This is a genomic window from Ruegeria sp. BHSC276, assembly GCF_059612945.1.
Map to the genome: position 1 here is coordinate 1 of NZ_JBXWRP010000009.1, position 16,589 is coordinate 16,589.

A 16,589-nucleotide genomic window follows, 5' to 3' on the forward strand; every position below is an offset into this window, starting at 1 on the left:
GGTTGCATCCGCATGGACACCTTCCAATCCGATCACGGGCCAACGATGCTGAGTCATTTCCACGCCGGGTCTTGGCTGGGTGAGGTCGAGTTGTTCTCAGGAATTTCCCGCCTTACCACGCTGACCACGCTACGCCCGTCGCGCTATCTCTTTCTCCCGATGAGAGTTCTTGAAGACCTTGCTCGGGAAAGACCGGAGATCTGGCGGGCGCTTGGTCACCTTGCAGCCGAACACGTTGCGCTGGCCGTGGCCGGCCTCGACGACCTGACAATCCGTGCCTCGGATGTACGCCTTGCCGCGGTCCTTCTGCGGTTGTGCGGCGCGCGCATCCCATCCGACCCGGCTGGCGTTACCACCGAACTCGACGTGACCCAAAACGAACTGGCCCAGATGACGAACCTTTCCCGATCGACGATCGGTGATCTGCTGACGGAATTCGAACGCAAAGGCATCCTCGAGCGGCAGTATCGAAAACTCGCGGTTCGACATCTCCCAGCATTGCAAGGGATGTTGGCGGTCGGTCACCCCGATACTAGGAACTAACCCTCCGCACCATGTCGATGAACCGTAACGCGCTCGGGGATCTGGCTGAGTTCCTCCGAAACACACAAACCGGCTATTGCCGAGCGGCTGCTTGGTCCGCAACTGAGACATTGCGTCTTTCGGCAGCGAACGTCCGGTGCTGAAGAAAGCCGTCATTCAGATCCAAAACTTCGAATTTTCAATCTTGAAAGGCTGCTTGACGCAGCGAAGCTGCCATCCCAATTAAACAACCGTATGGGAGATACCCTACAACGCGCTGATGGTCCCGATCGACGCCGCTTTCAACGCCAGCATCGGGTTTCCAACCTACATGATCGCGGCCTTCGCGTTGCCGCTCCTCTACGGAGCCTGACGGTTCGTGCTGGTTCATGCCTTCGCGGGCCCGGTGCTCGCGCATCTGCTCACGGACAATCCCAACGAGATGCCCGCGGTCTGGTGCCTTTTGTCCATCGCCATTCTCTTAATCGGCCTCAGCCCGCTGGTGCGCCGGCGGGTGGAGACGGAGACCTGGTGGGGGCGTGCCGCGCCCGCCGCGCAGGGGTAACAACCCGCCCGACATCCCCGCCGAGGAGAAACACCAGATGTCCACCGACCCACCGAAGCTGCGCCGCGCGCTCAACACGCCGCTGCTCGCACTCTACGGTCTGGGGGTCACGGTGGGCGCGGGCATCTATGTCCTTGTCGGCGCCACGGCGGGCGAGGCCGGATCTGACCCACTCAAGAACCGATCTTCGCGTATTCTCGGATACTTCGAACTGAACAGGCTGGCCTGTCTTGCTCTGGACGATCGATACGCAGTCTCGAACTGCTCCGGTAACGACGAGATCCGCAACTTTCAGACGAACAAGATCACATCCGCGAAGTTTGCTGTCGATAGCGAGATTGAATAGCACGAGGTTGCGCGGGTTCCCGGCGAGTTCAAGCCGCGCGCGAATTGCCCAAACCTGTCTTGGCAGGAGTGGACGTTTCTGGCCAATTAGTCGGTTCTTGTTCCACGGCGGCCGAGACGGTCTGATTATTAGAAACTGAATACTGGACATAGTGAAGTCTCCATCCAGCCCTCCCACACCAGGCATCGGCACCCTGCCAACCAGCGCACTTTACTGTCGTTGCCATCATAGAAACCGATCGCGCCCATCTAAAACATTAGTGCAACACACTCAATGGCCGCTTCTGATCAAGTCAGACGTCCGATGAAAACAAGCTAATGACCGATTCGCGGACGAAGCCGACAATCAATTCAGCTTCCGAATTTTCGGCGGAAACCAGTTGCCCGCTTTTACAATCTCTTTCGGAACATAGGCCCTGAACGTCAGCGAAAACGGTTTTCCTTCAGCGGAGGGCAGCCAATTCGCGGAAGGAAAAGAACCGTTCTCCGCCGGGGCGATAAACATGGACACACCACTATCCGCGTCCTTCTTAAGCGGCGAATAGGAGTTGAAATTGAACCTATCGATTGCATTTGGAACCACACGGTAATCGGGTAGATCCACTAAGATAACCGACCAGTATCCGTTCACTACCGCATCGGGACTGCTAGTTTCGTTGAATTCGATAACATAGGTGCTGCTGCCATCCAGCGGCTTGCCGTTCCCATCGGTAGTGGCGACGAAGTAGATTACTTCATGCGTTGTGTTCGCCCAGATCCCAACCAGATTGGCCGCTGTTCTGATCCAGTAGTCGTCGCCGTAGATGCCGCCCACCAAGACGCCCAACCAGTTGTTCTGAAAGGAACCTGCTTCGGTCACCGCAAACTTCAAAAATTGCGGAATGACGGTTTCAAGAATCGCGCCTGCAAGGGCGTCCCGCTGCGCTGGATCAGAGGCTACACGCGCCACGGCCCGAACCTTGGCTTGCATCTGTGGCGCAACCGGAATGCTATCCAGCGCCGCTGAGAGTAATTCATCTGTATGATCGAAAATCTCCACACCGATCAGTGACTGGTTATCGAAGATAGGCAAGCTTGAAGGAGTCGAAATCGCAGGTTCGCCGAGAGTGGACATCGTGAATTGGCGTTGTAGGGAAACTGCACCTTCCACATCCGTTTGCAGCTCGACCCGCGCCAGCATCTTTGCCTTTCGGGAGGGCAGCACGACAGGTACGGCGCCCTCCGGTATCTCGGCAACCGTGTCGGGCGTCACGAAGGCATATGTTCCGTAAGGGTTCAGAGGATAGTCGCGCTCGTTGATGTTGGTGACAACATTGCCCCACTCATCGCAGATCTGGACCGTATAGTAGCGGCCTTCGACCTGCGGAACCGCCAGTAAGACGGCGCTTTGATCATCGACCGCAATCCAGGCTTCGAGATAGGCTACATCGAGGTTGGGGTTCACGAAGTCGGCGGCACCAACAGGGTTATACTTGATGACGTTGTAGTCTACCCCATCCTCGGCAATGTCTGTCTTCTCTTGTCGGTCAACAAGCGCACGACCCAGCAGGTATACATAAGCGTCGGCAATCGTCGCATCGTCGAGAGGCGTTGTCTGCTGCGCAAGGGCGGGTTCTACAACAACTACTGTGAGCAGGACGACGAATGTGCGCTTTAAACTGTGCAACATGAATGGGCCTCTTAGGTTCGACTGGACCGTTTTCCTCAATAAAACTCGACTTGGTCAAGCGTGAAACATCTTCAGACCTCCGACAAACGAGTGATGTTTACTTTGTGCTCAACGCAGACATTCTCCGCGGTTCGCATTGATGACCGCGGTGCGTACGAAGCGGTCGCACACGCCCGCCATATCCAACCTTGCGGCTTACTCACTTATTTCTATGCGTTTACTTCCAAAAGTGGCCGAGTAATCTGCTTACGTTGTCAGGCTACGATCGAGGTCTTGGAATGCCGTCACGGCGCAGGATTTTGAAAAATATGATTGGCACGGTGTCGTACGCCGCGTTTACACCGGCTGTTTCCAAACCTGCACAGGCCGCTCCAAAACGAAGTGATGAATTCATTGACTACGATGCGCTAGGCATGGCCGAGTTGATCAAGAAAGGTGAAATCTCCACTCGTGAAGCAGTCGAAATCACGATCCGCAGGATTGAGGCGGTGGAACCCATCGTCAATGCGATCACGACCCGCACCTATGAACGAGCCTTCGAGAAGGCAGAAACGATCTCGGCGGATACGACATTTGCGGGCATGCCGATCCTGATCAAGGACATGATTGACGTCGGCGGCGTGCGTCGGACGGACGGGTCGCGAATGATGTTGTCGAATATCCCTGCTGAAAACGTTCCCTACATCGACGGGGTTGAAGCCGCCGGCATGAACATCATCGGAATGACGAATGTGCCGGAGTTCGCGCAGTTGGGTATCATCACGAACAACTCGGCTTTCGGCGCGACGCGCAACCCTTGGGATCTGTCCGTATCCGCTCTTGGCTCCTCCGGGGGGGCCGCAGCTGCGGTCGCCTCGGGCATGGTGCCTTTGGCCCACGGTACGGATGGAGGCGGCTCTAATCGTTTGCCAACCGGCGCGCAGGGTTTGTTCGGTATAAAACCGAGCCGGGCACGCATGCTGCCCGGCGAAGCTGGCGGCATGCACGGGCCATTCAAGACCAATCAGGCAATCAGCCGCACGGTTCGAGACAGTGCTGCGTTGTTTGTGCACACGGAAGACCCGAACGGGCCGTTTCCTACGATCGGGCTGGTCACGGGACCGTCAACAAATCGGCTCAGGATAGGATTTGCCCTCACGCTGAATGGCGGCGAACCGGTTCATCCGGCAGTTGCCGCCGCCCAAGAGAATACGGCGCAGTTGCTGCGGGACCTGGACCACGAAGTTGTCGAGGCGGCCATTCCAATAAATGCCTCCGAATTCTTCACGAATTTCAACGGCGCGTTCCTCGGCCAGTTTGGCGTGTTCTCCGATCAGGCGAGAGCGATTACTGGAACCAACGCGATGGACAGTGGTCTCCTTGATGTCTTTACGGCGAGCCTGATCGAATACGGCAGCAATATACCAGCAGACGTACAGGCGGCAGGTCTGGAGTATCTCGCGACGGTGCCGGGGCTTTTCACTCAGGTCTTCAGTGACGTCGATCTTTTGTTGTCACCTTGCATGCCCTTTTTGTCCATTGACGCGAATGCACTGTCACCCGACACGATGGTCAACGAGTCCGTCGTCAACTTTCTGCAGGCAGGTTTGTCATACACGGCACCCGTAAACGTCTCAGGTCATGCGGCCATGTCGGTGCCGCTGAACTGGGATCCGGAGACGGGTCTGCCGATCGGATCGATGTTCCAGACGGCCACGGGCAACGACCGTTTGCTCTACGAGTTGGCTTTCGAACTGGAAGAGGCGCGCCCTTGGAAAGACCGCTGGGCACCTTATTCATGCAAGTACATCCCGGTTTGATACCAAAGTACTCACCACGGGCCCGTGGGGAAAATCAATTTCATCCAAGCAAAAGGAACCAGCATATGCATTCATTTCGACTTTCTGCCGCAACTTTTGTCCTTGGGATCTTGGCTTTCGGTTTCCCACACGCTGTGAGCGCGGATGGCAATTTGTCCGATCAGAGAATGGCAGACAGCCCGGAAGCTTTGATCAGAAGTCTTGGCGAAGTCTCCTTCCTGACCCCTGAGGAAATGGCCGCGAAGAAACAGGCGGAGTTGTCCGGGCTCATCCAGCCGTTTGACATTCCGCAGACGCCCCAAATTCTGGATCCGCGCATGGATCCCCGCGCCACCATTGTGGCCCGCGATATCGGTGAATACCTCGATCATCTGACCGGTATCTCCATAAAGTCCAAGAACGACGGGAATCTGATCTGGGGGCGCATTCAGGGCACCAAATACGAGCGCGAAGCATCTGACTACGTCGAAAGCAAGCTCAAGGAGTTTGGCTTTGAAGATGTGCGCAAAGACCTCGTTCCGGCACGTCGCCCGCTTTGGTATCTTGAACACCTTGAACTGACCATCCTTGCCGCTCCCTCATTCGGGGAGGGCGAGACCTACACGTTCGAAAACGCTCTGACGAGCTACCAGTCAGCCACGACTCCCATCGGAGGGGTCGAAGCGGAAGTCATCTTTGTGGGTGAAGGCACGCCCGCCGAACTGATGGGCCGCGACCTGACAGACAAGCTTGTTCTGCTTCGTTCGCGCGGGTTGCCGGGTGGTCTCTTCCACAGTGCGCGTACAGCGTATTCGCGCATTGCAATCGGCGAATACGGGCAACCTGCGGGGGTGATCGTCTGGTCCGATGTGCCCAATGCATCGGTTGTGGCCACGCGGGTCGGGGCCATCGGTGGTGGCGAAAACCTGGGCCTCGCGTTGCCATGGACCGTGATCAACAATCAGGATGGCTATTATCTGCGCAAGTTGCTGGACCGCGCAACTGAAGATCAGCCGGTACGCATGCGGCTTGACGTTCAAGGCGAAGAACAGGGACCGGACCAACGGTTTTCGTACAATGTCTACGGCATTCTTCCGGGTCAATCTGGCAAATATATTTTGCATGTGACGCATATCGATGGGTTCTTGTACGCCCAACATTGCAATGGCGGCGGAGTGGCGATGCAGATGGCCATGGCCAAGCATTATGCCTCATTGCCGGCAGATCAACGGCGTCATGGATTGATTTTCCTTTTTGTCGGAGACCACGAGAATCCCGGTGTCGGGGCTACGGACAAGTTTGTCGATGCAAACAGGGAACTCATGGAAAATGACATTCTTGTCGTGTTGCGTCCGGAAAAACCGGGCCTTGTTCAGGAGTTGGACGAAGGTTGGATTTCGAGCGTTCCCACCAATGTCATGACGCCACAGATGCTCATGGTGACAAATCGCAGCCCGTTGCTGATCGATCTGTTTCAGAGTGCGGCGACACTCTACAACATTGCCACTATGGAGTATGTCTACCCGGAGCCGGCCAGTGATGAGACGAATTTTCATCCGCCTTACTTCGATGCAGACATTATTTCGGCGGGCTGGGCCACGGGAACCCGGTACTATCACACGACAGCAGATTATGAAAACAATCTGGTGCGACCTGAAGTGCTCGAAAAGCAGGGACGCGCTTATGCCTACGTGATTGACGAGTTGATGAAGTATGAAAAGAGCGATCTGGAGCGCGGTGGCACGCCTTACTCAGCCGAAAAGTCAATCTATCAGTCCGACATGCTGAAGCTTCTTCTTGGAAATCATTGAGGGATTGCCCGCAGCGTGTAGATCGGTCGATTTTCGTCGGCACCCATTTGTGCCCTGAAAAAAGGGTTGGGGAATTTGGCTTCGCATCGGGATGGGAGAGGTTCTCCGATGTGACTCTAGACCGCGCTTTGCTGCGGCTGCAAACGGTGCCTCGCTTCCAGCGTCCGCCATGGGCTCAACGCGGTCATCTGAGTCCTGTTGTCAGATGACCGCTTTGCGCTTCTAAGAAGGCATTGGCGACCCGTGTGAACTAGCGATCACTCCGAAGCGGATTACTCGACCACCGCCAAGGCGGTGCTGATCCGGTCGTACAAATCTTCGCCTGTCCGGATATGGCCTTCGAGGTCTGCGATCTCGTCAGGGTCGGTCTCGTGAACCAGTGCTTCACGCAGATCGTCGATATTGGCACGGAGGTCAGGGAGCTTTTTGCGCCAGTAATCCAGTTCCTTTTTCTCTTCTTTGGTCATCCGGCACGGTTTCATCGGCCGGATCGCCCTCTTCTTCCGGCGCCACAGTTTCCATCAGGGTGTCGATTTCAACAATCGAGAAGCCGGTGAGCTCTACATCAAAGTCAAGATCGTCGGACATCAGCGCTCCAAGCTCCGCCGCCAGCAGGTCCTCGTCCCAGCCTGCATTCAACGCCAGCTTATTGTCCGCCAGCACATAGGCGCGTTTCTCCGCCTCGGTCATATGATCAAAGCGCAAACACGGTACGTTATCCATACCCAGCAACTTCGCCGCCGCAACCCGGCCATGCCCGGCAATGATGGTGCCATTTTCATCGATCAGCACCGGGTTTGTGAACCCGAACTGATCAATACTGTCAGCAATCTGCCGCACCTGTTTCTTAGAGTGTGTCCGGGCGTTGCGCGCCCAGGGTTTGAGTTTCTTGATTTCTACTGTCTCGATAGACGCCATGTTCAGGCCTCCTGTCAGCTCATGTGCGCGATGATTATTTATGCCAGCAGCAAAACAACTGGCGCTATGTATGGAAATGCTCGCACTAACTCGGCGGAGACGCAGCCGCGATGATGTTCGCGGACAACGAGGCCGCATAGATGCGGCGAGCTTAGACTCCCATCCGGGTGACGCATCCTGTCGAAGGCATCGTGTCCGTCCGGGTTGGTCTCATCTTCTCTTCGTTTCTCGAGCGACGGTGCATAGCGCAGAATCGCCCAATGAGAACATAACATGAACAATCTGATCCGCAAAGAGCTTAGGTGAGTTAACTGCACATTGCCCGGCGTTGCCACGACTACCCTGTTCCCGCCGAAATCATCCCTGTTCATTCCCGGAGCTTCCCTGTTCGCGATTACAAAATTCCCTGTTCTTGAAAGAACAGGGAATTGCCCCTTAAACCCCTGTAATAATTTATTTAATCAGAGCAGAAATCGCCGGAATTGGCGTTTCCGTGGCCAAAACTGAGGATTTTCCCTGTAAATTCCCTGTAAACAGGGATTCTAATCCCAGACCGGATAGCCGAAGACTGCAAGCACAGCCACCCACTCCCTAAGTTTCCGCCGCTGAGAGTTTGCCGCAGAATTACGGCGTGCTTCCGGGCACTTGTGTCGCGCTGCCACCCACAGAGACCGTCATCACATAGCAGAACGGGCCGATTTCGGGCCGCAGTCTCAGTTTGCATTTCCGGCGGTACGAGTTTGGAGAGGTTTTGAAAGCGCGCGGTTACAGTTCAGCAAAGCGCTGGCACTGCTCGGTCCAGGATGCCGGGACACCCGACTTGATGAGGTAGTCTGATGTCAGGCCATCGGGCTGCGTCCCATCGGCGATCGCGTCGAGGACCTCCGGCGCGAGCAGCGCGAGATCGACCACGTCCTGCACCCGGCGTCTGGAGACGCCTTCCGCATCGGCGATTTCGCTGAAGGTTGTCCCGTCAAGAATCATCGCCAGCCAGCGCTGTGCCTTGACGATGTTCTGCACCAGTGTGCGGTCGATCTCTTGTGGCGCCTCGCCCAGATGCAGTTTCAACTCCACGCCGCGCCGGCGCATCCGGAATGGGGCTTCTAGGGTGAGTCCCGCTCTGTTGATCCGATCCGGATCACAGGCGAGTACGGTGGCAAGCGCATTGCGGCTCAAGGTGATGGTCAGTTCTCCCTGACACAGATCGACCCGGACGATGAGGGAAAGGCACTGGCCTGTATCGAGCGCCTGCTGAAGTCGTTTGGCGGTTTCGGCCATCTCTGCCGCGGACATGCCTTCGAGTAATTGGGCGGCGATACCAGGTTTGGCCAGATATTTGCGGATCAGGTCGGCCAGCAGGGTCTCCAGTTGCTCTGCCGGCAGGCGCCAGGCGTTCGGATGGGTGTGGCTGCGATCCGTTACAAGCCTGCGGGAGATGTAATAGCGCAACCGCCTGCCCTTCTTTCTGCTGTGGCTGGGCGTCAGCCGATCACCCGTTTCATCAAAGAGCTTTCCGGCCAGAGGCGACAGCGTCGCCTTGCGCGGCGTCCCTCGGACTTTTTGCGCCTCGCCCGCGAGCATGTCCTGAACCCGGTCCCAGACCACCGGAGCGATGATCGCGGGATGCTGTCCGTCGTAGACCTGCTTTTTGTGCCGGATGCGCCCGGCATAGACCGGGTTTGTCAGGATGTGATGGATGTGGCCCCGATCGAACGCTTTGCCGCCAGAGATCGTGCCATCGGCCTTCTTCCGAGAGCGCGAGCGGAGACCAAGCTCTTCCGCCTGCTCCCGGACGGTGCGGATCACACCATGCTCAAGATAGAGTTCATAGAGGCGCCGGATCGTCGCGGCTTCGTCCGCGTCGATCTTCAGTGTCCGGCCATCCGCCTGGTAGCCAAGCGGCACGTTGCCGCCCATCCAGAGACCCTTGCGTTTGGACGCCGCGATCTTGTCGCGGATGCGTTCCGCTGTGACCTCCCGCTCGAACTGCGCAAAGCTCAGCAGCACGTTGAGCGTCAGCCGTCCCATACTGGTACCGGTGTTGAAGCTCTGGGTGACTGACACGAAGGACGCGCCTGCCGCATCCAGCCGTTCGACGAGCTTGGCAAAGTCCGCCAGCGAGCGCGTGAGCCGGTCGATCTTGTAGACGACGATCTGGTCCACGCGCTTCTCGTCGACCGCCTGCATCAACCGCTGCAGCGACGGGCGCTCGAGGTGCCCGCCGGAGATGCCGCCATCATCATAGCGATCCGGCAGCAACTCCCAGCCCTCGTGCTTCTGGCTTGCGATATAGGCTTCGCAGGCCTCACGCTGGGCATCGAGAGAGTTGAAGTCCTGTTCCAGCCCGTCTTCAGAGCTCTTGCGGGTATAGATGGCACAGCGGATTCGGCGCATTACTGCACTCCGAAGAAACGCGGCCCGGACCAGTGGGCGCCGGTGATGTGCCGGGCGATGGCGGACAGGGACCGCCAGGTCCTGCCATCCATGACATACCCGCCCTCGACCACCTCGACCTGATAGGTGCGCCCGTTCCATTCCCGGACCAGGTGGGACCCTGGCTTTGCGCGTGCGGGAGTCGCCTTTCCCGATGCGATCTGGCGCAGTTGTCGGGCGGTCTTTGCGGAGACGCCGCCCAGCACCCGGGTCTGCACCTCCCAGATCAGCACCCGCTGCATGAATTGCGGTGAGAGGTATTTGGGCGGCGGACGCCCGAAGCTCTCTCTCCAGCGGTCAAGGCATCCGGCGCGATCGAGGGCTTCGATCTCGATGATCAGGCCCGCCACCTTTTCCATCTGATCCGCGCTCATTGCGGGCTGCCGTCTTTGACAAGACGATAGACGGCGCCTTTATCGCCATCGCTGCGGGCAATCACGTGCCCGGCCTTGCGCTGCGCCGAGATCGCGGCGCGCACTGTATGCGGCTGCCAGCCGAATGCCTTCTGGATTTGTGCAATGGTCGCGCCCGACTTCCGGGTCAGCAACTTGCGCAGCTGCTCCTGCCGGGTCAGCGTCTTCCGCGCGGGCCGCGGACCTGCGTTAGCAGAAGTGATGTGGGATTTGTTGGGCATGGTGGTTCTCCACTCTTACAGCGCCGGCCGACCCGGCGCCTTGTACTGAGTGGAGCCCGGGCGTGCCGGGCTGCGTATTCGCACGGCCAGTACCGCTCCAGGGAGTGTGGAAGTCCAGTAAGAAGTGTTACACTTTTCCGCTTAGCACGCATTTGATGGGTGATTTGGGCGGGAAGCGGATGTTTGCCACAGGTGCGACCTCCTTCAATCACCCATCATCGGCCCGAACGAACTTGAAGAGCCTCCTGACTTTTTAATCTGCAATCTATGATTGACTCCCCTCTAGGCTTTTGATCCAAATGTGTGAAGGGCGTGGAGCCTAGGTGAGGCGCGTCCTACCCGGCCTTTATGGGGTCGATGACGTCCATTTCGGGAAACTGATTTGGCGACAGTGGTTTGAGAGAACTACTGGACGGTATCGGCGATCACAATCGTCGTTTCCCCTTACTCTATGCGCCTCACCGACATTTCACCGACATTTCATGGATGAATTGATGCGGAACGAGATAAAATTTGAAATCAAGCGCCTCAGTAAAAAAGCCTTCGACAAAGATCGAAAGCAGGCGGAAAAAGAAGAAAAGTACAGAGAGAAATTTGAGCGGAGGACTGGGGGTGTGGCAGGTGTTCCTGCAACGAGAGCGCGGACACCGTTGCATCGCCATTTCGACCCTAAACACTGCAAGCGCAATGCTAACGCCATCGCCACTGCAATTTGGCACAAGATCCTTGATAAGAACTACGATCCCGAACCCGCACTGATATTCGAACTTCCGAAGCCAGACGGATCAAAACGGGAAGTTACTGCGTTTGGGATACCGGACGCGGCAGTAGCGAATGTTCTTCTTCGCCGAACAGTCAACCGAAACAAAAAGAGGCTTTCACCAAATTCTTACGCATATCATCCAGACAAGAACGTTTTCGATGCAATTCTTGCACTTCGTGATTTTGACAAGGATGGCAAGCTGTTTGCGGTTCAAATTGATTTTGAGAAATACTTCGACAACATTCCCGCTAGCTATCTCAAAAGAAAAATTTCTGATCGCACCACAATTAGCCTCACACCTCATGAGCGCCACGTTTTTGAAGCGTTCCTTCACCATCGCTTAGGGAATTCGGAAGCCCATCGAACATCGACCTTCAAAAGAAAGGTGAAAGGCACACCTCAAGGCTCCTCTGCATCACTGTTTCTAGCGAACCTTGCCAATCATGACTTGGACAGAAAGCTTTCGGCCGAGTCTGGAAAATTTGTCAGATTTGCAGACGACGTAGTTGCCATTTGTGGCAGCTACGAGGAAGCGCAACGCTTAGAGCGTTGTTTTGATCGGCATTGCTCGGATAGCGGACTAATCATCAATCGACGAAAGTCGCCGGGGATCGCGGTTATCTCCGACTATCCACATGAAATTCGAACGATAAACGATTTCACCTACTTGGGTTACGGTTTCAGGGATTCCGGCTTGACCATGCCGGACAAGACCAAGCGAAAACTTCAACAAAAGGTTTCTCGCCTCATCAACATCTATCTCATCAACTCCCTATCTCACGGCTTCAATACGAAGCGTGCCAACCGGCGAAGAAAATACGATTGGGACTTGTTGGGGCTAGTTTATGAGCTTCGCCGGGGCTTTTACGGTGGATTAAGAGAGCAGGATATTCGCGATTTTTTATACCACCAGGGAAAGCTAAAAACGATGCGCGGCCTGATGGGCTTTTATTGCCTTATCGAAGACCCGCGAGTTTTGAAGGACTTAGATGGTTGGGTTGTCAATATTGTGCGCCGCGCGTGCGTAGAGCGCAGGCGTATTCTTAGAACGAAGTATGGGAGAAACTGCCCAACACCATCCAACGAAGAGTTGATACTTGGAACTTGGTTTGATCAATCCGCGTGGCGCGACGAGAATGATACTGCCGAGGATGTTGAGGCGATCTTTCCTAGCTTGGTTCGCGGCTGGCGAGCAGCAAGGAAGCATTTCTTTACCTTCGGATTGGAAGGCGTGCAGGCACCGGGATATGACTCGTCATTCGACGTTTCATCGCTGTTCGACGCTTTCGACTACTGATCACGAACAGCTTTTGAGTGGCACTCGCCTGATATGTGCGTCGATACCACGAACCGAAGCATGTACCCGAAGGACCTCAGCCAATAGCCGCGACAAAAGCCAGGGCGGTCACCAAAAATTATCAAAGGAACCGCTATGGCGGATCTATTGTTTTGCGCAAAACGGCTTGACTGGGACGGCCCCGTTACCGAAGTCCTGAGCCTAATAACCAATCAACAATAGCCTGTACGGCATGGTCATACGATTATGTCCGTAAAGCGCATCAGCGACTGAGCATGCATTCGAATAGTCCTTACTCGAGGTCGCTCTTCCCCCAGACTTATATCGATACTGAAGGGGTACAGCCAAAGCCAGAACGTCAACTTGAACCATAACCAATGCCTGTATCAAATCTCTGTATATGGCATTTCCCATCCAAGCCCGTCCTGCTTCAACTTCAAGACCGCACCTCCATGCAGGGTGGAAGGCATCTATTTCATATTGAAGATCTGGCGTGCCATTTTCGCCGAAGAAAACCGGTCGTCTAACCTTGTCTTCCGCTAATTTTCCCTGCTCAACCTCAAAGCCGATTTCAAGCAGATGGGGTCGAATTTCAGCTAGCACACCATCACTGGTCAGGCCCTTTTCAAGTACCGTAGTTCCTACTCGATGTTCAGCTTCAGTGAAGACGCCAACAAGCTGGCTTGTGAACTCCGGCGGAGGCATGGTTCGCGGGAAGCTAGTGAAGCGGATACCTGACATTCTTTCTCCTAAAGTATTTGTACACCTATGAATTTTATCCAGCGCAGCGACTTGACGGAACGTTACAGCGGTCAAATCAGCAACTGCTGCCGCCCCCGCAAATCATGCACCAACTCGAGGAACCCTCTGACACTCATCAGCCACGCGCGCTGGTCAGATCGATAGGTGCTGTGCAGAGAGGCAGGCAGAACCAGTTGCAGGCCCGCGTTCTGCATCTCAGCGGTCTGAATTTGTGAGATTGCCGGTTCGAGGGTGAGCAGATGCTTGGTCTGGATCCGATCCGCTTCCGCAAGAACCTGCCGCCACCGGTCTTTGCAGCTTGTTTTCACCGCCAGCATCTTGAGCTGATCTTCGGGATACTGCTGGTCGGCATAGTCATCCTCTCCCGGGAACAGAAAGTCCGCGGCGTTTCGTTTTTCGGTTGTCGCTTCGCGGGTGTAGCTGATCGCGTGTGCCTGCAGGATAGCTTCAACGTGATGGCCAAAAGCGTAGCCAGCGCGTGATTTCCGACGGTTCTGTACGCTTAACGAGAAATCAAGAAAACCGTCGACGTCGGCCTTCTCGCCCTGAGTGAAGCCTGCCTTCAGCCTGTCGGAGACGATCTCCCGTTCCAGATGTCGGAAGAGAGCTTCCTCGTGCTCCATCCAGGCTATTAGTGACCCATCCGGATCCTCCAGCGGATCAACACTGGGAAGCGTCTCCCGGGCAAATAGCGACAATGGCACTGTCCCGGGGAATTGCCTCCCGAACCGCTCAATCAAAAGCTCAAAGGCGTCGGGTTCAGGCTCCTCTACCTCAATACCCATGTCTGCCAGAACGTTCCGCGCCGCGAGGCCAAGCTCGACGGCATCATCGGGCTCGAGGCGACGTGCAACAGACCTTCCTTCAGACAGCTCAAGCCCAAACAGCCACAAGAGCTGTTGTCCAATGGTTGAACCCTTCGGCGTCACCAGCACCATCAGATCCCCGTCTTTTCTTCGGGCAATCACAACCTGGTCTCCAGCCCGCGCACGATGGACAACCGGCTCTGACTCTGCCGCGTAATAAAGATGATATTCAGGGCTGCGTCCCGCCTTACCTCGCCGGACATCACTCCAGGTGCAGAAGGACTCGAGGCGGACCGGTTCAGCCTCTTCATCGTCCTCAAGCCAGTAGAAGGTGGCCGGAAAGGTCTTTTTTTCTGCCGGCGTCCCCAGAAACGCCCGGAAGCCGCTGACGCCCTGAAACTCATGCTGGTTTGAGCGCTGACGGTTGATCTCGACCTCTGTGAGCACCTTGGCACCAGCGCCCTCGAACAGATCTGCCAGAGCACCGAATTTCACGGGGAAACCTCCATGGCATGACTTTCGGAAAATCCCTCAAGCTCAAGATCACCATCAGACGTTCTCAACCAATCTGCGACTTCACCCAGAACCGTGTTGAGAGGTTTGCGCATGCGACCTTTAACGGCGCATTCCCAGATGATCCCGACCCGCCAGCCAGCCTCATGCAACGCATCGATTGCGGACTTATCCCTCCCGACATTGGCCTCGATTTTTTCGCGCCAGAAGTGTTCCCGCGTCTTCGGCCATTTAAACAGATGGCAGTTGTGGCCGTGCCAGAAGCATCCATGAACGAAAAGAACAGCATGATACTTCGGGAAGACGAGGTCAGGGCGCCCGGGCAATTTCCTATCGTGCAGCCGAAAACGGAAACCTCGGGCATGAAGCCCGCGGCGGATCATCAATTCCGGTTTCGTATCAGCCCCCCGTATCGCCGCCATGTTTCGGCTGCGGGTTGCTGTGTCATGAACGTCAGCCAACTCTGATTACCGGGTCCACCTGCTTGCTTGTGATATTCAGAATATGCGGATGCATAATCCGTGCAACCTCTGCAAATACCGGCACGGCGACCGAATTGCCAAATTGCTTATACGCCTGCGTGTCAGAAACCGGGATACGGAAGTCCTCGTCATAGCCCATCAGGCGGGCGCATTCCCGCGGCGTCAGGCGGCGCGGGTTCCGACCCTCACCCCGACTGACAAGGATCTCGGATCCATCCTTGTAGTAGCGGGCGGACAAGGTCCTCGCGATACTATCGCCGTGCACCAACCCAAAACCAAAGCCATTGCCCTTCGCCCGGTGCTTGGCTGCATAGTCCTGCAAGTACTTCCAGAGTTTATCGGTCAGGGTGTATTTGTCGCTCACCACCGCGTTATCGCCGACCGTGTAATGCCGCTCAGGAACTTCGTCTCCATTCTCGGGGTGCAGGATATCGCTCATGACGCGATGCCCGCGCTGCGGCAGCTGCATGTCGTCGAAGGTAAATGGCACATCCTCGCGGAAACCCACAATCACGATGCGTTCGCGATGCTGCGGAACAAAATGCGCCGCATCGATGATACGCGTCTGCAGAGTATAGCCCAGTTCATCCTCAAGCTTGCGGCGGATCACCTCAAAGGTCCGGCCGCGATCATGACTTTTAAGGTTTTTCACATTCTCAAGAAGGAAAGCCGCCGGGCGGTGCGCCATCAGGATACGCAGCACGTCGAAGAAGAGCGTGCCCTGGGTTTCATCATCAAAACCATGCAGTCGGCCCAGCGCGTTCTTCTTTGAAACCCCTGCGATCGAGAATGGCTGGCAGGGAAACCCTGCCACGAGCACATCATGATCGGGGATTGCGGCTGCGTCGACCTCACGGATATCCCCCGCGATCGGCCTGTTGTCAGGAAAATTCGCCAGATAGGTCTGCTGCGCGTATTTATCCCATTCTGAGGTGAACACACAGCGCCCGCCCACGCTCTCCATGGCCTTACGCAGCCCGCCGATACCGGCAAACAGATCGATGAAGGTAAAACCACCACTGCTATCAGGTTTGCGCCGACGATCAACTTCCAGCTCGAGCAGCCGGATTATCCCGTCCCGAGGCTTCTCTTCGCCCCGGATCCAACGGTAAATATGACCCTCTGAATAATCGAGATGCTCTGCTGCCTGGGGTACCGAATAGCCTGCCTTCCGGAGAAGGATTTCAAAATCCGTCATCTCTGCTCACCACCCTGGGAATTTTTCTGACACTATGGCGGGACGTCGCCCCCTCATCAAGAATATTCTGCGGACATATGGTGTGTTTTTTCC

General features: G+C 56.0%; 15 protein-coding genes and 1 pseudogene. 6 read left to right on the forward strand and 10 right to left on the reverse strand.

Translation table 11 applies throughout. From position 1 onward, the window contains the following. From AC2FMD_RS14875 to AC2FMD_RS14885, 3 genes and pseudogenes are all read left to right on the forward strand, one after another. On the forward strand, positions 1-543 hold a 543-nt coding region (locus tag AC2FMD_RS14875), incomplete at its 5' end, for a Crp/Fnr family transcriptional regulator (protein ID WP_496795169.1). A gap of 241 nt (positions 544-784) precedes the next feature. Then, positions 785-1,087: pseudogene (locus tag AC2FMD_RS14880) on the forward strand (DUF5765 domain-containing protein). Between the two features lie 37 nt (positions 1,088-1,124). Then, positions 1,125-1,433, forward strand: coding sequence for a hypothetical protein (locus tag AC2FMD_RS14885; RefSeq protein WP_496795170.1), 309 nt, complete (start codon positions 1,125-1,127; stop codon positions 1,431-1,433). Positions 1,434-1,778: 345 nt separating this feature from the next. Here the strand turns inward: AC2FMD_RS14885 and AC2FMD_RS14890 are convergent, their stop codons facing one another. Further along, positions 1,779-3,101 carry a DUF1214 domain-containing protein gene (locus tag AC2FMD_RS14890; protein WP_496795171.1) on the reverse strand — a complete coding sequence of 441 codons (1,323 nt, stop codon included), beginning with the start codon at positions 3,099-3,101 and terminating at the stop codon, positions 1,779-1,781. Positions 3,102-3,409: 308 nt separating this feature from the next. On the opposite strand from AC2FMD_RS14890, the gene AC2FMD_RS14895 reads away from it, so the two are divergent. Together AC2FMD_RS14895 and AC2FMD_RS14900 are read left to right on the forward strand one after the other, a co-directional pair. After that, positions 3,410-4,900, forward strand: a complete 1,491-nt coding sequence (locus AC2FMD_RS14895; RefSeq protein ID WP_496795231.1) for an amidase — start codon at positions 3,410-3,412, stop codon at positions 4,898-4,900. Between the two features lie 167 nt (positions 4,901-5,067). Next, positions 5,068-6,690, forward strand: a complete 1,623-nt coding sequence (locus AC2FMD_RS14900; RefSeq protein WP_496795172.1) for a M28 family peptidase — start codon at positions 5,068-5,070, stop codon at positions 6,688-6,690. Positions 6,691-6,962: 272 nt separating this feature from the next. Here AC2FMD_RS14900 and AC2FMD_RS14905 read toward each other — a convergent pair whose 3' ends face one another. The 5 genes from AC2FMD_RS14905 to AC2FMD_RS14925 all read right to left on the reverse strand — a co-directional run bounded on the left by AC2FMD_RS14905 (position 6,963) and on the right by AC2FMD_RS14925 (position 10,675). Further along, the gene (locus AC2FMD_RS14905; RefSeq protein WP_496795173.1) at positions 6,963-7,157 is read right to left on the reverse strand and encodes a hypothetical protein; all 195 of its coding nucleotides are present in this window, start codon (positions 7,155-7,157) and stop codon (positions 6,963-6,965) included. Further along, positions 7,105-7,608, reverse strand: coding sequence for a ParB/Srx family N-terminal domain-containing protein (locus AC2FMD_RS14910; protein WP_496795174.1), 504 nt, complete (start codon positions 7,606-7,608; stop codon positions 7,105-7,107). The genes AC2FMD_RS14905 and AC2FMD_RS14910 overlap by 53 nt, the downstream gene beginning before the upstream one ends. 765 nt (positions 7,609-8,373) lie before the next feature. Next, positions 8,374-10,002 carry a recombinase family protein gene (locus AC2FMD_RS14915; RefSeq protein ID WP_496795175.1) on the reverse strand — a complete coding sequence of 543 codons (1,629 nt, stop codon included), beginning with the start codon at positions 10,000-10,002 and terminating at the stop codon, positions 8,374-8,376. Continuing rightward, positions 10,002-10,415: a DUF2924 domain-containing protein gene (locus AC2FMD_RS14920; RefSeq protein WP_496795176.1), complete on the reverse strand. Its 414-nt coding sequence runs from the start codon at positions 10,413-10,415 to the stop codon at positions 10,002-10,004. The genes AC2FMD_RS14915 and AC2FMD_RS14920 overlap by 1 nt, the downstream gene beginning before the upstream one ends. Next, entirely contained in the window at positions 10,412-10,675 is a 264-nt protein-coding gene (locus AC2FMD_RS14925; protein ID WP_496795177.1) for a DUF3489 domain-containing protein, read from the reverse strand. The genes AC2FMD_RS14920 and AC2FMD_RS14925 overlap by 4 nt, the downstream gene beginning before the upstream one ends. Positions 10,676-11,157: 482 nt before the next feature. Here AC2FMD_RS14925 and AC2FMD_RS14930 point away from each other — a divergent pair, with 482 nt between their 5' ends. Continuing rightward, positions 11,158-12,735 carry a reverse transcriptase domain-containing protein gene (locus tag AC2FMD_RS14930; RefSeq protein WP_496795178.1) on the forward strand — a complete coding sequence of 526 codons (1,578 nt, stop codon included), beginning with the start codon at positions 11,158-11,160 and terminating at the stop codon, positions 12,733-12,735. Positions 12,736-12,936: 201 nt separating this feature from the next. Here the strand turns inward: AC2FMD_RS14930 and AC2FMD_RS14935 are convergent, their stop codons facing one another. The 4 genes from AC2FMD_RS14935 to dcm all read right to left on the reverse strand — a co-directional run bounded on the left by AC2FMD_RS14935 (position 12,937) and on the right by dcm (position 16,496). Continuing rightward, complete coding sequence (locus tag AC2FMD_RS14935) at positions 12,937-13,476, reverse strand: hypothetical protein (protein WP_496795179.1); 540 nt, start codon at positions 13,474-13,476, stop codon at positions 12,937-12,939. A gap of 71 nt (positions 13,477-13,547) precedes the next feature. Then, positions 13,548-14,798 (reverse strand): type II restriction endonuclease, encoded by a 1,251-nt coding sequence (locus AC2FMD_RS14940; RefSeq protein ID WP_496795180.1) that lies wholly within the window; start codon positions 14,796-14,798, stop codon positions 13,548-13,550. Next, the gene (locus tag AC2FMD_RS14945; RefSeq protein WP_496795181.1) at positions 14,795-15,238 is read right to left on the reverse strand and encodes a very short patch repair endonuclease; all 444 of its coding nucleotides are present in this window, start codon (positions 15,236-15,238) and stop codon (positions 14,795-14,797) included. Before AC2FMD_RS14945 ends, AC2FMD_RS14940 begins: the two co-directional genes overlap by 4 nt. Before the next feature lie 31 nt (positions 15,239-15,269). Beyond that, positions 15,270-16,496: a DNA (cytosine-5-)-methyltransferase gene (dcm, locus tag AC2FMD_RS14950; RefSeq protein ID WP_496795182.1), complete on the reverse strand. Its 1,227-nt coding sequence runs from the start codon at positions 16,494-16,496 to the stop codon at positions 15,270-15,272. Positions 16,497-16,589 lie beyond the last annotated feature (93 nt).